This is a genomic window from Streptomyces shaanxiensis (genome assembly GCF_039537145.1).
Lineage (GTDB): Bacteria > Actinomycetota > Actinomycetes > Streptomycetales > Streptomycetaceae > Streptomyces > Streptomyces shaanxiensis.
Genome location: NZ_BAAAZY010000005.1, coordinates 381,779 through 399,784 on the forward strand (window position 1 = coordinate 381,779; position 18,006 = coordinate 399,784).

Annotated in this window: 17 protein-coding genes; 10 read left to right on the plus strand and 7 right to left on the minus strand. The window is 70.5% G+C overall.

Translation table 11 applies throughout. The annotated features are described in order from the left end of the window. Positions 1-62: 62 nt before the first annotated feature. Together ABD932_RS06700 and ABD932_RS06705 are read right to left on the minus strand one after the other, a co-directional pair. Entirely contained in the window at positions 63-1,757 is a 1,695-nt protein-coding gene (locus tag ABD932_RS06700; RefSeq protein ID WP_345009585.1) for a serine/threonine-protein kinase, read from the minus strand. A gap of 22 nt (positions 1,758-1,779) precedes the next feature. Further along, positions 1,780-2,565, minus strand: coding sequence for a trypsin-like serine peptidase (locus ABD932_RS06705; RefSeq protein WP_345009587.1), 786 nt, complete (start codon positions 2,563-2,565; stop codon positions 1,780-1,782). A 145-nt stretch (positions 2,566-2,710) separates the two neighbouring features. Here ABD932_RS06705 and ABD932_RS06710 point away from each other — a divergent pair, with 145 nt between their 5' ends. After that, positions 2,711-3,058 carry a DUF1330 domain-containing protein gene (locus tag ABD932_RS06710; RefSeq protein WP_345009589.1) on the plus strand — a complete coding sequence of 116 codons (348 nt, stop codon included), beginning with the start codon at positions 2,711-2,713 and terminating at the stop codon, positions 3,056-3,058. A gap of 3 nt (positions 3,059-3,061) precedes the next feature. Here ABD932_RS06710 and ABD932_RS06715 read toward each other — a convergent pair whose 3' ends face one another. From ABD932_RS06715 to ABD932_RS06725, 3 genes are all read right to left on the minus strand, one after another. Continuing rightward, on the minus strand, positions 3,062-3,649 hold the full coding sequence (locus ABD932_RS06715; RefSeq protein WP_345009590.1) for a hypothetical protein: 588 nt from the start codon (positions 3,647-3,649) through the stop codon (positions 3,062-3,064). Between the two features lie 34 nt (positions 3,650-3,683). Continuing rightward, a complete protein-coding gene (locus tag ABD932_RS06720; protein ID WP_345009592.1) occupies positions 3,684-4,442 on the minus strand; it encodes a PIG-L family deacetylase in 759 nt (252 codons plus the stop codon). Positions 4,443-4,654: 212 nt separating this feature from the next. Then, positions 4,655-5,632 (minus strand): oxidoreductase, encoded by a 978-nt coding sequence (locus ABD932_RS06725; protein ID WP_345009594.1) that lies wholly within the window; start codon positions 5,630-5,632, stop codon positions 4,655-4,657. A gap of 89 nt (positions 5,633-5,721) precedes the next feature. Here ABD932_RS06725 and ABD932_RS06730 point away from each other — a divergent pair, with 89 nt between their 5' ends. After that, positions 5,722-6,324 carry a TetR/AcrR family transcriptional regulator gene (locus tag ABD932_RS06730; protein ID WP_345009596.1) on the plus strand — a complete coding sequence of 201 codons (603 nt, stop codon included), beginning with the start codon at positions 5,722-5,724 and terminating at the stop codon, positions 6,322-6,324. A 172-nt stretch (positions 6,325-6,496) separates the two neighbouring features. Here the strand turns inward: ABD932_RS06730 and ABD932_RS06735 are convergent, their stop codons facing one another. Continuing rightward, on the minus strand, positions 6,497-7,459 hold the full coding sequence (locus ABD932_RS06735; protein ID WP_345009598.1) for an alpha/beta hydrolase: 963 nt from the start codon (positions 7,457-7,459) through the stop codon (positions 6,497-6,499). Positions 7,460-7,729: 270 nt separating this feature from the next. Here ABD932_RS06735 and ABD932_RS06740 point away from each other — a divergent pair, with 270 nt between their 5' ends. From ABD932_RS06740 to ABD932_RS06775, 8 genes are all read left to right on the plus strand, one after another. Continuing rightward, positions 7,730-8,197: a MarR family winged helix-turn-helix transcriptional regulator gene (locus tag ABD932_RS06740; RefSeq protein WP_345009600.1), complete on the plus strand. Its 468-nt coding sequence runs from the start codon at positions 7,730-7,732 to the stop codon at positions 8,195-8,197. A 219-nt stretch (positions 8,198-8,416) separates the two neighbouring features. Continuing rightward, entirely contained in the window at positions 8,417-9,757 is a 1,341-nt protein-coding gene (locus ABD932_RS06745) for a S53 family peptidase (protein ID WP_345009602.1), read from the plus strand. A 370-nt stretch (positions 9,758-10,127) separates the two neighbouring features. Continuing rightward, positions 10,128-10,436 (plus strand): hypothetical protein, encoded by a 309-nt coding sequence (locus ABD932_RS06750; protein ID WP_004000049.1) that lies wholly within the window; start codon positions 10,128-10,130, stop codon positions 10,434-10,436. Positions 10,437-10,637: 201 nt separating this feature from the next. After that, a complete protein-coding gene (locus tag ABD932_RS06755; protein ID WP_345009604.1) occupies positions 10,638-11,468 on the plus strand; it encodes a DUF8175 domain-containg protein in 831 nt (276 codons plus the stop codon). Further along, complete coding sequence (locus ABD932_RS06760; protein WP_345009606.1) at positions 11,458-12,786, plus strand: hypothetical protein; 1,329 nt, start codon at positions 11,458-11,460, stop codon at positions 12,784-12,786. The genes ABD932_RS06755 and ABD932_RS06760 overlap by 11 nt, the downstream gene beginning before the upstream one ends. After that, positions 12,783-14,339 carry an SCO6880 family protein gene (locus tag ABD932_RS06765; protein ID WP_345009607.1) on the plus strand — a complete coding sequence of 519 codons (1,557 nt, stop codon included), beginning with the start codon at positions 12,783-12,785 and terminating at the stop codon, positions 14,337-14,339. The genes ABD932_RS06760 and ABD932_RS06765 overlap by 4 nt, the downstream gene beginning before the upstream one ends. Before the next feature lie 6 nt (positions 14,340-14,345). Further along, positions 14,346-15,755, plus strand: a complete 1,410-nt coding sequence (locus ABD932_RS06770) for an ATP-binding protein (protein ID WP_345009609.1) — start codon at positions 14,346-14,348, stop codon at positions 15,753-15,755. Positions 15,756-15,763: 8 nt separating this feature from the next. Continuing rightward, on the plus strand, positions 15,764-17,296 hold the full coding sequence (locus ABD932_RS06775; RefSeq protein WP_345009611.1) for a type IV secretory system conjugative DNA transfer family protein: 1,533 nt from the start codon (positions 15,764-15,766) through the stop codon (positions 17,294-17,296). 44 nt (positions 17,297-17,340) lie between these two features. Here ABD932_RS06775 and ABD932_RS06780 read toward each other — a convergent pair whose 3' ends face one another. Then, complete coding sequence (locus tag ABD932_RS06780; protein ID WP_345009613.1) at positions 17,341-17,886, minus strand: GNAT family N-acetyltransferase; 546 nt, start codon at positions 17,884-17,886, stop codon at positions 17,341-17,343. Positions 17,887-18,006: the final 120 nt, after the last annotated feature.

An 18,006-nucleotide genomic window follows, 5' to 3' on the forward strand; every position in this document is an offset into this window, starting at 1 on the left:
TCGCACGGCTCAACCCTCCCCCATATCGCCGCTGTTCAAGACCGTATCCGGTGAGAGTGGCGTTATTTCACCGTGAAGCCACGGCAGAAGACGCTCGTGTAGTCGTCGGGCGTACGGATGTGATGGAACTGCACGGTCCAGTCGCCGGGGTCATTGGTCAAGGGGATGGCGGGGGACGGCTTGCCCCGCACCCAGGAGTTGAAGTCGTCCGGGTACGTGACGTACTTCCAGTCTCCGGGGGCGCTGCCGCTGTACAGGTCGACGGGCTTGCTCGTGTAGCCCACGTTCACGTTGTCGGCCAGCAGTCCCTCGACCGGTTTTCCGGTGGACGGGTCGATGTCGTGCGGCGGCTTCACGCTGACGGTGACGTAGTAGGGCGCCGTGCCCTCGGTCGCGTCCTTGTCGCGGAATCCGATCCGCACCTTGCCGTCGAGGGTGAGCGTCTCCGTGCCGGTATCCGGGTCGTCGGCGTCGCTGATGGAGCCCATGAAACCGTTGCCTGCCCGCTCCTCCGGCGGCAGTTGGCACTCGCCGGTGTCGGAGTACCACAGCGTGCGGTCGAGCTTGTCCCCCGCGTACGCGGGTGCTCCCTTCGACGCCGCCGAGGACGACGGGCCGGACGACTTGTCGCGCCCTGCGGCGGAGCCGCCCCCCTTGTCGTCGTCCGGCGCCATGAGCACGAGGGCCACGCCCACGCCGACCGCGACCGCCATGGCCACGGCGACCGTCCAGGGCGCGATACGGCGACGGCGGGCGGTCTGCGTGGGCCCGCTCACCTGTGTCGGCGTGTACCCGTACCCGTTCGGCGCACCGGCCGTGGGCAGTTCATGCGCCCCCAGCGGCGGATGAGCCGGTGGCACCGGCACCGCAGCCCCCGCCTGCCCAGTCGGCGGTGTCTGCGGCACCGCCTCGGCCAGTTGGGCGAGCCCCGCGTAGAACGGGTCCTCGACGAGCGCCGCCCGCACCCCGCACCGCGCGATCACCTCGCCGAGCCCCGGCCGCTCCGCCGGGGCCTTGGCCACGCATGCCTCGACGAGGGCGGCCAACTCCGGCTCCACGCCCGCGAGATCGATGGGCTCGTGCACGGCCCGGTAACTGACCCCGGCCGGCTCGCCCATGCCGAACGGAGGCCGCCCGGTCGCCGCGTACGCAAGCGTCGCGCCCAGCGCGAACACGTCCGCGGCCGGACCGACCTCGTTGCGCATCAGCACCTCGGGCGCCGTGAAGCCTGGCGTACCCGGCGCGAACCCGGCCTCGGTGAGGGCCGTCTGACCGGCACCGCGCGCGATGCCGAAGTCGATGAGCGAAGGCCCTTGGGCGGCGAGGATGACGTTCTGCGGCTTGAGGTCCCGGTGCGTGACACCGTGCGCGTGCACCGCCGCGAGGCCTTCGGCGAGGGCCGCGAGCACCCCGCGGCACGTCTCGGCCGGCAACGCCCCCCGCTCCCCCACCGCCTTGCTCAACGTCGGCCCCGACACATACTCGGTAGCCAGCCAGTACGGCGCCGCATCCAACGAAGCGTCGATCAGGTTCGCCGTGTACGCACTCCGCACGGCCCGCACCGTCTCCACCTCGCGCCGGAACCGGGCGAGCGCCTCCGGGTGGTCGGTGATCTCGTCCCGGATCACCTTGATGGCGACCAGCCGTCCACCCGGCGACCGCGCCAGATAGACCTGTCCCATACCGCCCGCCCCGAGCCGTGCGAGCAGTGTGTACGCGCCTATGTGCGCGGGATCCCGATCCTTCAGTGCGTCCACCGAACCGACCTTGCCACATAGATCAGTTGGACGCGGAGTCCCTTTCCGCTTCGTGGTACAGCTCCGCCGCCTCCGCCCCCAGCACCACGCTGTACGACACGTCCGCCGTCGACCCACCCCCGTCGTGCCCACCCAGCACTCCCACGACCGCCCCGTCCCCGTCGACCCAAGGACTCCCGCTGCTCCCTCCGCTGAGGCCGGGGCATGCGATGCGCTGCTGCGTACGGCTGTGCGGGTGCGGCTTGTTGGTGCAACTTACCGGCGATTCACGGGAGTTGAGGTACGCGGTGACGGTGACCGCCGCGGCCCCGGTGGCCGTGTCCGTGTCCGTGGCGAACCTTTCGCCGCCCACCACGTCCTCGACGGCTTCCCCGCCCCGGTCCTCCACGACCGCGAACGCCACGTCACTGTCCTCGTCCCGCCTCTCCTTCCACCCCTCCGACAGGAACCTCCGCCCGACCTTCCACACCCCGTACGGCGCCTCGCCGTCCCGGTACCCCGGCACGAACACGAGATCGTCCGGCCGCCCGTTCAGGCAGTGGGCGGCGGTGACGATGAGATCCCGGTGGGCACTGTGGACGACGGACGCGGTGCAGAAGTGACCGCCGCGCAGACGGTCACGACGGTCCGCCGCGAACAGCGCGCCCACCCGCACGCTCCGCGCCGTAGCCGCGGCGAAGGCGGTCACGCCGAGGGGACCCGTGCCGGCGTCGTCAGCCGCGGCGGAGGCCGAGGTGAGGGCGAGGAGGAGGCTGGCGGCGTACAGGGAGAGGCGGTGGGTGCGGGACGTACGGGAGGTGGGCTTCATCGGGGGTCACTGTGGCCCACAAAGGTGAGAGAAGCGTCAGACGCATTACCTGGCAGGTCATCGATCCCGGCGAACCCCCGTGCCACGATCGGGAGCGCAAGGAGCAACTCGGTCCGACAGCCCGACCGACCGGAAGGACGACGCCATGCCCGCCTACGCCATAGCCCACCTCCGGGACGCCGCCCCGCACCCGGAGATCGCCGAGTACATCGAGCGCATCCCCGCCACCTTCGAACCGTACGGCGGCCGCTTCCTCGTGCACGTCACGCCGCACGAGACGAAGGAGGGCAGTTGGCCGGGGCACGTGGTGGTGATCGGCTTCCCCGGGATCGAGGAGGCGCGGGCGTGGTGGGACTCGCCCGCCTACCAGGAGATCGCGCCCCTGCGCTCCCGGCACATCGAGGGCGACATCATCCTCGTCGAGGGCGTCCCGGAGGGCTACGACCCGACCGTCACCGCCAAGGCCATGCGGGACGCGCTGCCGGCCGAGTAGCACTCAGCACTGCCAGAGGAACGCGGCCTCGGCGCAGGGCCGACAGGTGAAGACGTAACCGCGGCCCCCGCCACCGAAGTTCGCGCAGGCGGCGGCCTCGTCCCCCTCTTCGAGCTCAGCCGTGAACGCCATGGGGGTCGCGCAGCGGGGGCAGTCGGGCGTCTCGTCGTTCTGCAGCCAGTCGGGCTCACCGCCCAGCCGCCCGAGGACCGGCTGCTGCGTGGGCGTGTCGGCGGGGTGGGGTCGCAAGGCGGTGACCGCGCCCAGGAGGGTCTCCCCTTCGGCCGGGACGGCGGCGGGCTTCAGCTCCCCGGTGAACAGGTAGGCCCGGTTGCCGCCGCCGGTCGCGTCCCAGTCGTCGCACATGCCGGGGTCGTTCTGGCAGAAGAACACCGCGACCGCGACCGCACTACCGTCGAGGGGCAGATGCGCGAGGAACTGCATGGCGCCGTCGCACGCGCGGCAGTCGGGCCAGACGAAGCCCTCCGGGACGAGCGGGACTCCGCCGATGCGCGGTACGGCGGCGTCGGCAGCGGTATCGGCGCCGGTATCGCCATCGGCATCGGTCGGCCCATCGTGGATCAGCAGCATGGCCGCAGCTTAAGGAGCCACCGTAGGCCCACCCTCAAGCGGTCAGCTCCGCCTGCGCAGGCGCCCGGGAGACCGCGTCCTGCCGGATGTACCACTCGGTGGAGAGGATCCCGTTCCGGACTGCCTCGGGGAAGCCGGCCAGCAGCCCGGGTGCGGCTCCCCGCTCCACCTCCGTGCGGTGGGCCAGTACGGCCGCCCACTTCTGCGGCAGCCAGGGGCTCACGTCGACGGTCGCGGTGACCCGTTCGTCCGGGACCGTGTTCATGCCCTTGCCCGCACGGGCCAGTTCGCTGAGCGCGGCGAGGGCCGAGTGGGGGTGCGTGGCCAGGTAGAGGGCGCTCGGCTGCCAGGGGGCGCCGGCGTCCGGGTAGAGGCGTTCGAGGCCGGCCGCCTGGACGGCGAGCGTGGTGACGCGGTGGGTGTGCACATGGTCGGGATGGCCGGTCAGGCCGCCGTACGCGTCGTGGGTGACCACGATCCGCGGACGGAACTCCCTGAGGTGAACGACCAGTCGGCCCACCGCCTCGTCGAGCGGCGCCTCGCACAGCCGCGGGCTGCCGGGGGCGGAGTGCGGCACCCCGGCGTCGGCGTAGCCGAGCATCCGCGGCTCTCCGGCGCCGAGGATCTCCAGCGCCTCGGCGGGTTCGGCGCCGCGCGGCGTGTCCGGGGTCCAGGTCGCCGTGACGACCGCGGTGCGAGCGCCTTCGGCGGCGTGCCGGGCGAGGACTCCGCCCGAGAACAGGGACTCGTCGTCCGGGTGGGCGAAGACCCCGAGCAGGCTCGGCGACGGCATCGAGCGATCACCTCCGAGTGCCTTCCTACCCCTGGGCGCGCAGGCTCAGGCGGCCTGTGGCCTGTGGCCTGCGGGCAGACGGGCCGGTCCTCGGGACGGCACGCCGACGCCGGGCGGGCCGGGCCGCCCCCTGGCACGGCGCCCCAGCGCTCGCGGCCCCCGGAACGAGGCACGATCGACACCCGGCCGCCACCCCATCCAGCTACTCCACCTCACCCGGCTGTCCCGGCCCCACCAGCCCCAATCCCCCCAGCCACCCCGGTCAGCCCGGCCGGCCCCGACTCCTCCGACGGCCAGCTCACCCCGGTCAGCTCCTCCGACACCGTCCACAACCGCCGCGCCACCCCCGCGTCACTCGCCGCCGCCGTCCGCCCCACCAACGTCGGCGCACCCCGCATCTCGCCCAGCCCGTCGGGGCCGACGTAGCTCGCACCGGGGAGGTCCTGCGTGGCGGCGTACAAGGTCGGCAGCGCACCGGCCCTGTCGTCCTGGGCGAAGAGCCTGTTGCCGATCTTCATGAACCCGCGCATCACCGGACTCCCCGCGTGGCTCTGCAGGTTGGTGGCGGCATAGCCGGGGTGGGCGGCCAGGGCACGGACCTGGGAGCCGGACTCCGTCAGACGGCGCTGGAGTTCCAGCGTGAACAGGAGGTTCGCCAACTTCGACTGGGCGTACGCGCGGTTCGGGTCGTAGCCGGACGCCCAGTTCAGGTCCTCGAAGCGGATCCTCGCGCCGAACCAGCGGTGGGCGCCGGACGACAGCGTCACGACCCGGTCGGTGACGTACGGCAGGAGCAGGTTCGTCAGCGCGAAGTGGCCCAGATGGTTCGTGCCGAACTGCATCTCGAAGCCGTCCGCTGTCCGCTGCTGCGGCAGCATCATCACGCCGGCGTTGTTGATCAGCAGGTCCAGGGGGCGCCCCTGCCACGCATCCGCGAACTCCCGCACGGAGGACAGGTCCGCCAGGTCCAGGCGCCGCACCTCCGTGCTGCCGTTCACCGTCGCGGCCGCCGTCCGGCCCCGCTCCGGATCCCGTACGGCGAACACGACGTGCGCACCCGCTCGCGCCAGCGCGTCCGCCGCCCTGAGACCGATCCCGCTGTTGGCGCCGGTGACGACGGCGGTGCGGCCGGCGAGGTCGGGGAGGCTCGTCGCGTCCCATGTCTGCTTGGTCGTCTTCTTCTCAGCCATGCTTCGAATGTAGGCGCCGCCAACAATGCTGTCAATGACAACAATGCTGACGGCGTCAACAAAGATGGCAGCGCCAACATCAAGCTACGATGGTGCGCATGCCCGAGAGCCGCCCCTACCACCACGGAGACCTGCGCGCCGCCCTGCTCGCCGCCGCGGAAAACACCCTGCGCGAGAAGGGCGTCGCCTCCCTCTCGCTACGCGAACTGGCCCGCGAGGTCGGCGTCAGCCACGCCGCTCCCGGCCGCCACTTCAAGGACAAGCAGGCCCTGCTGAACGCCCTGGCCCTGGCCGGGTACGAGCGGCTCGCCCAGGCGCTGAACACGGCCGACGACCCCGCGCTCCCCCTTGAGCCCCGCCTCACCGCCCTGGCCCGGGCCTACCTCACCTTCGCCATCGACAACGCCGAGCTCCTGGAGCTCATGTACGCCCGCAAGCACGACCCGGACGCCTCCGAGCAGATGGCCACCGCTGTCCAGGAGACGGTCGGGAGCCTCGAACGGGTCCTCGCGGACGCCCAGAAGCGCGGCGAGATCATCGCGGGCGACCCCGAAGAGCTCAACCTCGTCACAGGCGCGGCCCTCCACGGCGTGGCCGGCTTCATCGCCGCCGGCTGGCTGACCCCGGAGGCGGCCCTGACCTCCGTAGAGGGCTTGGTCCACCACCTGCTCCACGGCTTGAAGCCCCGCTGACGGTTCGACTTGACACTGGGGCCTGCAACGCCCTGAAAGAGGCGCGGGGCTGCATCGATAGCCGGCTCCGCCGCGGGGGCGCGACCAGCCACAACGAGCCCGCACCAGCCCGCACCAACCCGCACCAGCCCGACAACCGCACCCCTACGGCGATGGCGCTCCGGCACCACCCTCAGCCGACGCCGAACGCCCCCCGCAGGACACTGACCGCCTGCCCGACAGCAGCCTCCGCCGCCCGCGTCTCCCGCAGCGCGTTCAGCATCACGAAGTCGTGAATGACCCCCTGATACCGCACGGCAGTGACCGGCACCCCAGCCTCCCGCAGCTTGTTCGCATACGCCTCCCCCTCATCCCGCAGGACATCGGCCTCGGCAGTGATGACGAGCGCCGGCGGCAACCCCTGAAGCTGGTCGAGGTCAGCGCGCAGCGGCGACGCGGTGATCTGCGCCCGCTCGGCCTCATCGGTCGTGTACTGGTCCCAGAACCACTGCATCGCGTCCCGGCGCAGGAAGTACCCCTCGGCGAACTGCCGATAGGACCCGGTGTCGAACGCGGCGTCGGTGACCGGATAGAAGAGCACCTGCTGAACCAGCGGAACATCCCCCCGCTGCTTGGCCATCAGCGTCAGCGCCGCGCTCATGTTGCCGCCCACGGAGTCACCGGCCACGGCGATACGGCTCGCGTCCAGGCTCTTGCCCGCCCCCTCACCGACGACCCACCGCGCGACGGCGTAGTTCTGCTCGATGGCGACCGGATAACGCGCCTCGGGCGAGAGGTCGTACTCGGGGAAGACGACCGCGGCACCGGTGCCAACGGCCAGCTCGCGCACAAGGCGGTCGTGGGTGTGGGCGTTGCCGAAGACCCAGCCCGCACCGTGGATGTAGATGATCACCGGCAGCACCCCGGTGGCCCCGGCCGGACGGACTATACGGGCCCTGACCTCGCCGGTCGGCCCACCGGACACGGTGACCCACTCCTCGTCGACGGCGGGCTTGGCGATCTCACCGGACTGCACCTCGTCGACGGCCTTACGACCCTCCGCGGGCCCGAGATCGAACAGGTACGGCGGGTTCGCGGTGGCGTCGGCGAAGGCCTGGGCGGCGGGCTCCAGGACGGGGCGGTTGGACTCGGTCATGGCGATCTCCTCGGATCGGGTGCCGCACACCCCACACACACGGGCAGTCCCCGCCCGGCTGGATTCGCCGGGTTCGGCGGCACATCCCGAAAGTAGCGCGCTATTAAGTCGTGCGCAACTGATTCGCACACGATTGGTTCGCTGTCGATAGAATCGAGGGGCCCGAAGATAGGCTGTGCCGGCCTGCCGACCACCCCAGACGCACACCACCAGAACCCAGAACCCAGAACCCAGGACCCAGGACCCAGGGCCCAGCAACGAGGAGCCCCCATGAACCCAGCCACCGAACCCGGCCGACGACCAGCCCCGGACGGCTCCCTCCTCCTGGACGACCAGCTCTGCTTCGCCCTGTACGCCGCCTCCCGCGCCGTCACCGCGCGCTACCGCCCCCTCCTCGACGAACTCGGCCTGACCTACCCGCAGTACCTGGTCATGCTCGTCCTCTGGGAACAGGACTCCATTTCCGTACGCGACCTGGGCGCGGCCCTCCAGCTGGAGTCCAGCACCCTTTCCCCGCTGCTCAAGCGCCTCGAAGCAGCTGGCCTACTGCGCCGTGAGCGCCGACCCGACGACGAGCGCTCGGTCGCCATCCGTCTCACCGACACCGGCGCCCGGCTCCGCGACCGCGCGATCACCGTCCCGCTCGCCATCGGCGACGCGATGGGCCTGTCCCCCGAACAGGACGCGCTCGCCAAGCAGTTGCTCCGCCTGATCACGACGAACGTCGCCGAGAGCTGATCCCCGGGTCAAGCCGAGGCCATTCCCCGGCCATACCCGCGCCATTGATCGGCAATCCTCAACGCCCCTGAGCAATAGGGAAGTCAGGATTCCGAAACCCACCTTGTTGTCGCGTACCCAACAAGCGACAGTCGTCGGCGGGCCGCCGCCCCCGCCGGGAACCGCACCGGCGGACCCCCCACCCGCAGGCCTCTTCACCCACTCACAGGAGGCTCTACGTTGCGCACGACGACCCCCGACTCCCCCACAACCCGCGGCAGATGGCGCCGCATCACCTCCGCCGCCGGCACCGCGGCCGCAACCGCCGCCGCGCTCGTCCTCACCGGACTCGGCACCGCAGGCACCGCGACCGCCGCGAGCGCCACCCCCCAGACCCAGACCGCCTCCCCCGCCAAGGTCACCTGGGCGGCCACCCCCTGCGCCACGCCCAAACACAAGGGCGACCTGGCCTGCAACTCCCTCCGCGTCACGGGCGGCATCACCGCCTTCGAGAAGCAGCAGGCGGCACGGAACGACGTCACCCCCAAGGCCGCCGACGCCACCACCCCCTCCGGCTACGGCCCGTCCGACCTCCAGGACGCCTACGGCCTGACCTCTGCCGCCGCCTCCAACGGCACCGGCGAGACCATCGCCATCGTCGACGCCTACGACGACCCGAACGCCGAGGCCGACCTCGCCAAGTACCGCTCGCAGTACGACCTCCCCGCCTGCACCACGGCCAACGGCTGCTTCAAGAAGGTCGGCCAGACCGGCTCCACGACGTCCCTCCCCACCGCCGACAGCGGCTGGGCCCAGGAGATCTCCCTCGACGTCGACATGGCGAGCGCGACCTGCCCGAACTGCGACATCCTCTTGGTCGAGGCGTCCTCGGCATCCATGGAGGACCTGGGCACGGCGGTCAACGAGGCGGTCGCGCTGGGCGCCAAGTTCGTCTCCAACAGCTACGGCGGCTCGGAGGAGTCGTCGGACCCGTCCTACGACTCGGCGTACTTCGACCACCCGGGCGTCGCCATCACCGTCAGCGCCGGCGACTCGGGCTACGGCGCCGAATACCCGGCCGCGTCCCGCTACGTCACCGCCGTAGGCGGCACGAAACTCTCCACCTCCTCCACCTCCCGCGGCTGGACGGAGACCGTGTGGAAGACGAGCAGCACCGAAGGCACCGGCTCGGGCTGCTCCTCGTACGACGCGAAGCCGAGCTGGCAGACCGACAGCGGCTGCGCCAAGCGCATGATCGCGGACGTCTCGGCCGTCGCGGACCCGGCGACCGGCGTCTCGGTCTACGACTCCTACGGCGTCACCGCCGGCTGGTACACCTTCGGCGGCACAAGCGCCTCCGCACCGATCATCGCGGGCGTGTACGCGCTCGCGGGCACGCCGTCCAGCGGCTCCTACCCGGCGCGGTTCCCGTACGCCGCCGCGGGCACGTCCGCGCTCAACGACGTCACGTCGGGCAGCAACGGCACCTGCTCCACGTCGTACTTCTGCACCGCCCGCACCGGCTACGACGGCCCCACCGGCTGGGGCACCCCGCAGGGCCTGGACGCCTTCACCGGCTGACACCCCGCTGACACTCCGTCACCATCCCTGACGGCAACGGGCCACGGCACCCCGCCGTGGCCCGTTCGCGCTGCCGGGATAGCCTTCACCCGCAGAACACGGGCGCGATCACTCACCCGACCGGCCGCCAGAAACGGCACCCGGCGTGAAGAGGGCTAACGACGGAACCACACGACAGGTTCCGCTCAGGCCTCATTGCCCGGCGTGACCTGCCGTGATACACAGAGTGACCGTACGAGCCATTCGTACGAATCCCGCCCATCAATGACGCCAAGTCGACATACGACGGCGACAATGTCGGCGAGAATGAGGCCTGACCTCTGCGCGGCGCAGGGGACTGCGGAACTACCCAACAGGGGCGGTGACTTACATGCTCTTTGCGGCCGATAAGGGCGACATCAACACCATCATCGGTGGAATCGCTCCGGACTGGGGCCCCTTCGGCAGCCTGGGCAACGAGGCGAAGGTGATGATCGAGGTCGTGATGGCGGTGGCCATCCTGATCTGCCTCGGCATCGCCATCTGGGGCGCGGCCAAACAGCGCATCGGCGCCACGGCCCTACGTGACACGTTCAGCGCCGAGCAGGGCAAGGGGCTGATCATCGCCGGTCTGACGGGCGTCTTCATCATCGGCTCACTGGGCACGCTGTTCACCATCGTGTACGGCATGGCGGTCTAGCCCCGGCGGTCTCCTCCGCTCCCTCCGTCCGCTCCGGGCACGCCCGGTCCCTCCCCGAGTCCCCCACCCACCCGTCGTGCTCACCGGCTGAGGTTGCGTTTCCCTGATGTCGAGTCACCACACCGCGCCCACGCGGGAACCAGCACGGCTACCGTCGTACTCCTACGTGTTTTCGTCCGACGCCGAGGGGGCGTACGCGGCATGAGTCTCGGAGACGAGCGGGAGTCCTCCGGCGGTTACGGAGGAACGGGCCAGACCCGCACACGACTGCCCGAGAGCGGCGGTGACGTGTACGGGGGCGCGCGGAGAGGCGGCCGCTCGTCGTCCCGAAGCCTGGTCACCGTGGTCGGCGTGGTGGTCCTCCTCATCGCAGCGATCGCCTTCGCGAACCGTGGAGGCGACGACTCCGATTCCGCGGCCGGGGACGAAAACCAGCCGAAATCCTCGGCTACGGCGGCGAGTGGGGCGCGGCCGGTGGAGGGGGCGTCCGGGGGGATTCCGGCGGGGTTCGCTCAGGATGCGCAAGGCGTGCAGAGTGCTGCGGCCAACTACGCGGTGACGCTGGTGTCCGCCGACATCCTCAAGCCGGCCCGCAGGGCCGAGATCGTCCAGCAGGTCTTCGTCTCCGACAAGCAGGTCGAGCTCGCGGCCAAGCTCGACCAGGCGTATTCCAAGGAGTTCCTGAGCAGCATCGGCCTTGACGAGAACGGCGACGCGACGGAGGGCAACACCTACGTCTCGCGCACCGTGCCGGTCGGGACCAAGGTCACGAGCTACTCGGCCTCCGCAGCCACCGTCGAGGTGTGGTGCACCGGCGTGTTCGGCATGGCGGGGGAGAGCTCGACCAATCCGGCCAGCAGCGACTGGTTCACCATGACGCTCCAGCTCCGCTGGGCAAACAGTGACTGGAAAGTCGACAGCTTCTCCCAGAAGAACGGCCCCGCACCCGTCCCCGGGGACAACCGGGCGTCCAGCGCCGACGAGATGGCCAAGGCCGTCGAGGAGTACGGAGGCTTCACGTATGCCCGCTAACCCGCGCCGCGTACTCAAGGTCGCCGCCGCCTTCACCGCCGTACAGACCACGGTCGTGCTGCTGGCCACGCGGGCCGTCGCCGCGCCCACGCCCTCACCGACCCCGTCAGGTGACAACTGCGACCTCATCGTCGGCCCCGCCAAGGACTACTGCGAACAAGACAACGGCGGCTCCGGCACCGGCACCGGCGGCCGCTCCCTGACCGACCCCACCTCCACCCTCGACCCCCTCTCCTCCCTCGCCAAGGGCTGCGCCGAAGCCGCCGCCTGGACCGTCGACAAGCTCAGCGAGGCCGTGAAGGACACGGCGAACGTCGACTTCACGAACCCCAAGTTCCTCCAGCAGTACGCGGTCGTCTTCGCGGCGTCGACGATCCTCACGCTCCTCCTCTGGCTCCTGGCCGTGGCCAAGCGAGCCGTCCGCGGAGTCCCCCTCACCACCGCCATCTCCGAGGCGATCGGCTTCCTCTGGCTCACGGTCCTCGCGTCCGCGTTCACGCCGCTGATCCTCTACACGGTCGTATCGGCGACCGACGGCATCACGGACGTCCTGGCGAAGACGACAGGCGACCAGACGGACACCTTCTTCGGCACCTTCTCCGGCGCCCTGGAGAAGGGCGAGGACATCGGCGGCGGCCCGATCATGCTGATCGTCGTCTCCCTGGTCAGCATCCTCGCCGCCGGCATCCTCTGGCTGGAGCTCGTCATCCGCGCCGCCCTGCTCTACGTCGGCGCCCTCCTCGGCACCGTCGTCTACGCGGGCCTGGTCGACAAGAACCTGTGGGGCCACGTCCGCCGCTGGGCGGGCATCATGATCGCCGTCATCCTGGTGAAGCCGGTCATCGTCATAGTGCTCGGCCTGGCCGGCGCCCTGTCCGCCGACGACGGCCCGAACGCCTTCTCCGCCGTCGTCTCCGGCCTGGCCATCATCCTGCTCGCCATCTTCGCCAGCGCGATGATCTACCGCTTCGTCCCGGGCTTCGGCGACGAGCTCGCCGGCTCCCGCAACAACCGCATCATGCGCGGCGCCGAAGGCAAGGCCGCCGCCGTCATAAGCTCTCCCGCGACCCTCGTCGCCCAGGGCATCAAGACGCACAGCTCCCGCGCGGACAACCAGGGCGGCGGAGGCCAGTCGGGCGGCGCCCGCCCCTCGAACCCCGCCTCCGGCGGCGTCGCCGCGCACAGTTCGCGCTCCTCGAACGGAGGCGGCGGATCTGTCCCCTCCGCCGCACCCGCACCCCGCTCGGGCAGCCCGGTGAACACCCCCCACGCCAGCAACACCCGCAACAGCAATCGTTCAGGAGGTGACGGGCGTTGACGACGCAGTCCCACGTGTCCCATCCGGTCACGCCCCGCCGTACATATCTGATCGGCCGCGCCCGGCCGAACGCCGTCGTCGGCCGGAACCGTGAGACCGGCGAGATCGCGTTGATCATCGGCGGCGCGTTCCTCGGCATGATGTGCGGGCTCCTCGTCCCCGTCCTGTCCCTGCGCATCGTGCTGCTCATGGGCTTCCCGATGCTCGCGCTGGCCGCGGTCTACGTGCCGTACAAGCACCGGACCATCTACAAGTGGTTCGAGATCAACCGCAGCTACAAGCGCACCCTCCGCCAGGGCACCACCTACCGCTCCGGCGTCATGGAGGCCGGCACCCATGTCGACGGACGCGAGGTCGAGGTCGGCCCGCCCCCCGGCATCGGCCGCGTCACCTGGCTGGCCGCCCCGTTCGGGCCCGACGAGATCGCCGTACTGCTGCACGCCGACCGCCGCACCGTCACGGCCGTGATCGAGATCGAGGGACCCGGCGTCGGCCTGCGCGACTCCGAGGACCAGGAAGCCCTCGTCGACCGCTTCGGCACCCTCCTCAAGCACGTGGCCAACGGCGACGGCTTCGTGACGCGCCTTCAGATGCTCGCCCGCACCCTCCCCGCCGACCCGGACGCCCACGCCAAGGACGTCGCCGTACGCGGCGACGAGCGGGCCCCCGGATGGCTGCAGCAGTCGTACGACCAACTCCAGTCGATGGTGTCGACGAGCAGCGAGCAGCACCGCGCGTACCTCGTCGCCTGCATGCACTACACCCGCGAACTGGCCGCCGAGGCGATGGCGATGGCCCGCGCGGCCCGCCCGCACGGCGGCAAGGTCGACCGCGACGCGGGTCTGGCCGTCGTCATGGCACGCGAGCTGACCGACATCTGCTCCCGCCTCCAGGAGGCGGACATCCGCGTCCGCCAGCCCCTCGGCCAGGGCCGGCTCGCCTCCCTCATCCACTCCATGTACGACCCGGACCACCCGATCGACCACATCCAGGCGATGACGAAGCGCAACGCCTGGCCGGCCGAGCTGGACGCCATGGAGCCGACGTTCCTCCAGGCGAAGACCCGGGAGTCCTCCACCCGCGCCCCCTGGTGCCACGCCACGGCCTGGGTGAAGGAGTGGCCGATGACCCCGGTCGGCGTCAACTTCCTGGCGCCGCTCCTCGTCCACACCCCCGACGTCATCCGCACGGTCGCCGTCACGATGGACCTCGAACCCACCGAGGTCGCCATCGAGCGCATGCTGACCGAGAAGACCAACGACGAGGCGGAGGCGAGCCGCGCCGCCAAGATGAACCGCACCGTCGACCCCCGCGACGTCGCCGCCCACACCCGCCTCGACCAGCGCGGCGAGGACCTCGCGAGCGGCGCCGCCGGCGTCAACCTGGTCGGCTACATCACCGTCTCCTCCCGTACCCCCGAGGCCCTCGCGCGCGACAAGCGGACCATCCGGGCGTCAGCCGGAAAGTCGTATCTGAAGCTGGAATGGTGCGACCGGGAGCACCACCGGGCATTCGTCAACACACTCCCCTTCGCCACCGGCATTCGGAGGTAGGACCTGATGCGGGACCCGCTGTCCGTCCTCACCGACGCCTTCACGTCCTTCCTCTTCGGGAAGGTCGAGACGACCCGGCTGCCGGTGCGCACGTCGACGGGCCAGGCCCAGGCGGTCTACCTCCCGACCGCCGCCCCCGGCCTCGGCGACTCGGGCGTCATCATCGGCCGCGAGGTGTACTCCGGAAAGGGCTACATCTACGACCCCTTCCAGCTGTACGGCCAGCAGCTCCCCGCCCCCCACTGGCTGGTCCTCGGCGAGTCCGGCAACGGCAAGTCGGCCCTGGAGAAGACTTACGTCCTGCGCCAGCTCCGCTTCCGCGACCGCCAGGTCGTCGTCCTGGACGCCCAGGGCGAGGACGGGGTCGGTGAGTGGAACCTCATCGCGCAGGAGCTGGGGATAACTCCCATCCGCCTGGACCCGATGGCCGCCCTGGACCACGGCATCCGCCTCAACCCCCTCGACCCGTCGATCACGACGACGGGCCAGCTGGCCCTGCTGCGCACGATCATCGAGGTCGCGATGGGTCACGGCCTGGACGAACGCTCCGGCTTCGCCCTGAAGGTCGCGCACGCCTACGTCAACGAAACGATCATCGAACGCCAGCCGGTCCTGACCGACATCGTCGAGCAGCTACGGCACCCCGAGCCGGAGTCGGCCGAGGCGATGAACGTCGCCATAGACGACGTACGGGCCTGGGGCCTGGACGTGGCGCTGGTGCTGGACCGTCTGGTCGACGGTGACCTGAGGGGCATGTTCGACGGCCCCACCACGGTGGGCATCGACCTGGACGCGCCGCTCATTGTGTTCGATTTGTCCCACATCGACCGCAACTCCATCGCCATGCCGATCCTGATGGCGATCGTCGGCGTTTGGCTGGAGCACACCTGGATCCGCCCCGACCGCAAGAAGCGCATCTTCCTGGTCGAGGAGGCCTGGCACATCATCGCCAGCCCGTTCGTGGCCCAACTCTTCCAGCGCCTGCTGAAGTTCGGCCGACGCCTGGGTCTGTCCTTCGTCGCCGTCGTCCACCATCTCTCGGACGTCGTCGACGGCGCGGCGGCGAAGGAGGCGGCCGCGATCCTGAAGATGGCGTCCACCAGGACGATCTACGCCCAGAAGGCCGACGAGGCCAGGGCGACGGGCCGGGTACTGGGCCTCCCGCGCTGGGCCGTGGAGATCATCCCCACCCTCACTCCCGGCATCGCGGTGTGGGACGTCAACGGCAACGTCCAGGTCGTCAAACACCTGGTCACCGAGACCGAACGCCCCCTGGTCTTCACCGACCGCGCCATGACCGAGTCGTCCACCGACCTGACCGACGACGCCCTGCGCGCCGCCGAGCTGGAAGCGGAGGAGCGGGCGGCGGCCTTCGTGGAGCAACACCTGGGCGACTCCGAATCGACGGTGGCGTAGGGGGCAGCGTGAGACCGGACGACCGCCGGGAACACCGGGACGGCCGCGGCAGCCGGGACGGCCAAGGGGGCATCCCCGACGGCCTGCTCATCGGCGTACTCGCCTTCCTCCTCGGCATGACGCTGCTGGTGTGGACGGCGACGGGTCTGGCGGCCCTGTTCGCCCACGGCGCCTGGCCGTCCGGAGTCACCTTCACCCGCACCCCGCTGGCCATGCGCTACCTGATCGAGGAACCGCACGACATCCCCGGCGCCTGGCCGGCCACACCGGCGGAACAGCTGTCGGGGTACGGGCTGTTCTGGGGCCTGTTCATCGGCCAGTTGATGGTCCTCGTCGTACTGACCGTGTTCGTGCTGGGAACGGTGGCCAGGTGGCGGGCCGTCAGGGCGGGCCGGCGCGCGGCGAAGACAGGGAGTGCGGGCGAGCAGGCTCTCTCGGGCGCGGGCGCGGGGGCGGGCGTATCGGGCTCAGGAGAGGGGTTCTCGGGCTCTGGGACGGCTCCTACGCCGGTCCAGGCCGAGGTGCCCGCGCCGCGCACGGAGGCGGAGCCCATGCGGCCGCAGGCGGAGCCCGAGCCGGAACCCCACGGCCTTCTGCTGGGCGAACGGATGAGCGGTCGGGAAAAGATCCTCGTGGCCCCGAGAGAGAGCCGCCAAGCAACCGCAACCCAGGCAGTCCGCGACGCGGAGGGCCCGGCCCTTGTAGTCACCTCGAACCCAACCCTCTGGCAAGCAACCAAGGACGCCAGATCCAAACTGGGCCCGGTCCTCCTCTACGACCCCACCCACCTCTGCGACACCCCGTCCCGCCTCCACTGGTCCCCCACCACGGGCTGCGAGGACAGACAAACGGCAACGGAGAGAGCCGCCGCCCTCCTCGCACCGGTCCGCCCCACCGCCAAACTGGACCAGGCTCTCGCGGCGGTGGCCGAAACGCTCCTGCGCAGCTACCTGCACGCCGCGGCCATCGACGGCCGCACCATCCGCCACGTCCACCGCTGGTCCCAGGGCACCCAGGTCCAGGACGCCGTACGAACCCTCCGCACGAACCCGAAGGCAGCACCCGGCGCGGCAGGCGAACTCGAAGCCGCCCTCACAGCCCACCCCGAACGCCGGGACATGGCACAGGAGTTGACGACCCGGGCCCTCTCCGCCCTCCACACCGTCAACATCCGAGAAGCCTGCACTCCAAACCGAACTGATGCCCTCACCTTGGATTCCTTCGTCCATGAAGGGGGCACGCTTTATCTGGTGGGTGAATCCATCGAGGACCCCCGAGCCAACCCGGGCGCCATGCCACTCCTGACGGCCCTCGCCGCAAGCGTGGTCGAGCGCGGCCGGCGCATGGCCGAACGGTCATCCTCCGGTCGCCTCGACCCACCAATGACGCTCGTCCTGGACGACGTCGCCGCCGTGGCTCCGCTTCCCCAGCTCCCGGAGCTGCTGGCCACCGGAGCGGACCGGGGTATGCCGACCCTGGCCCTGCTCCGGTCTCGGGAACAGGCCCGCTCCCGCTGGCCGCACGACGAACTCCCGGTGTAGCAGCACCGGTTGTTCCGATCGGACTCCCGACGGACAACGGACTCCTACGGCCGCTCGAGGACGAACTCCAGTTCCTTCTCCTCCGGCTTCCCGGACAACGGCACGACAAGGCCACTGGGCACGAACCCCACCCTCCGGTAGAACCGCTGGGCCCGCCCGTTCTCCTCGTGCACGATGAGCCGCACCCGCTCGGCGCCCCGCCCCCAAGCCCACTCCAGGCCGGCGTCGAACAGCACCTCGGTCAGCCCACCGCCCCGCTCCTCGGGCCGCACGAACACACCGACCACATGCCCTTGCCGCCGCTCGACCGAATACCCGGCCCAGTCGGTCGTCCCCGGCTCCTCGATCAGCACGGTCAACGTCCCGACCCACCGCCTGTCCGGCGCCTCCACGATGATCTGCTGAGCACCGTCGGCCCCTTCACAGGCCCGAGCGGCCCGCCCCGCCCAGAAGGAGTCAGGCTGGGCCAGAGCGTCCTCGTACGTCTCCAGAAAGGCGAGATGCGCGACCGGGTCCTGAAGCGCCGCGAGCCGCAGCTCTTTCGCCGCGGGCCACTCGTCCGCACGGATGGATCGGATGACGTAGTTCATACGCCTCAAGCTAACGGAAAAACAAAAAGGCCCACACCGGAAGGTGTGGGCCTTTTTCAAATTTTGTTCGGCGGCGTCCTACTCTCCCACAGGGTCCCCCCTGCAGTACCATCGGCGCTG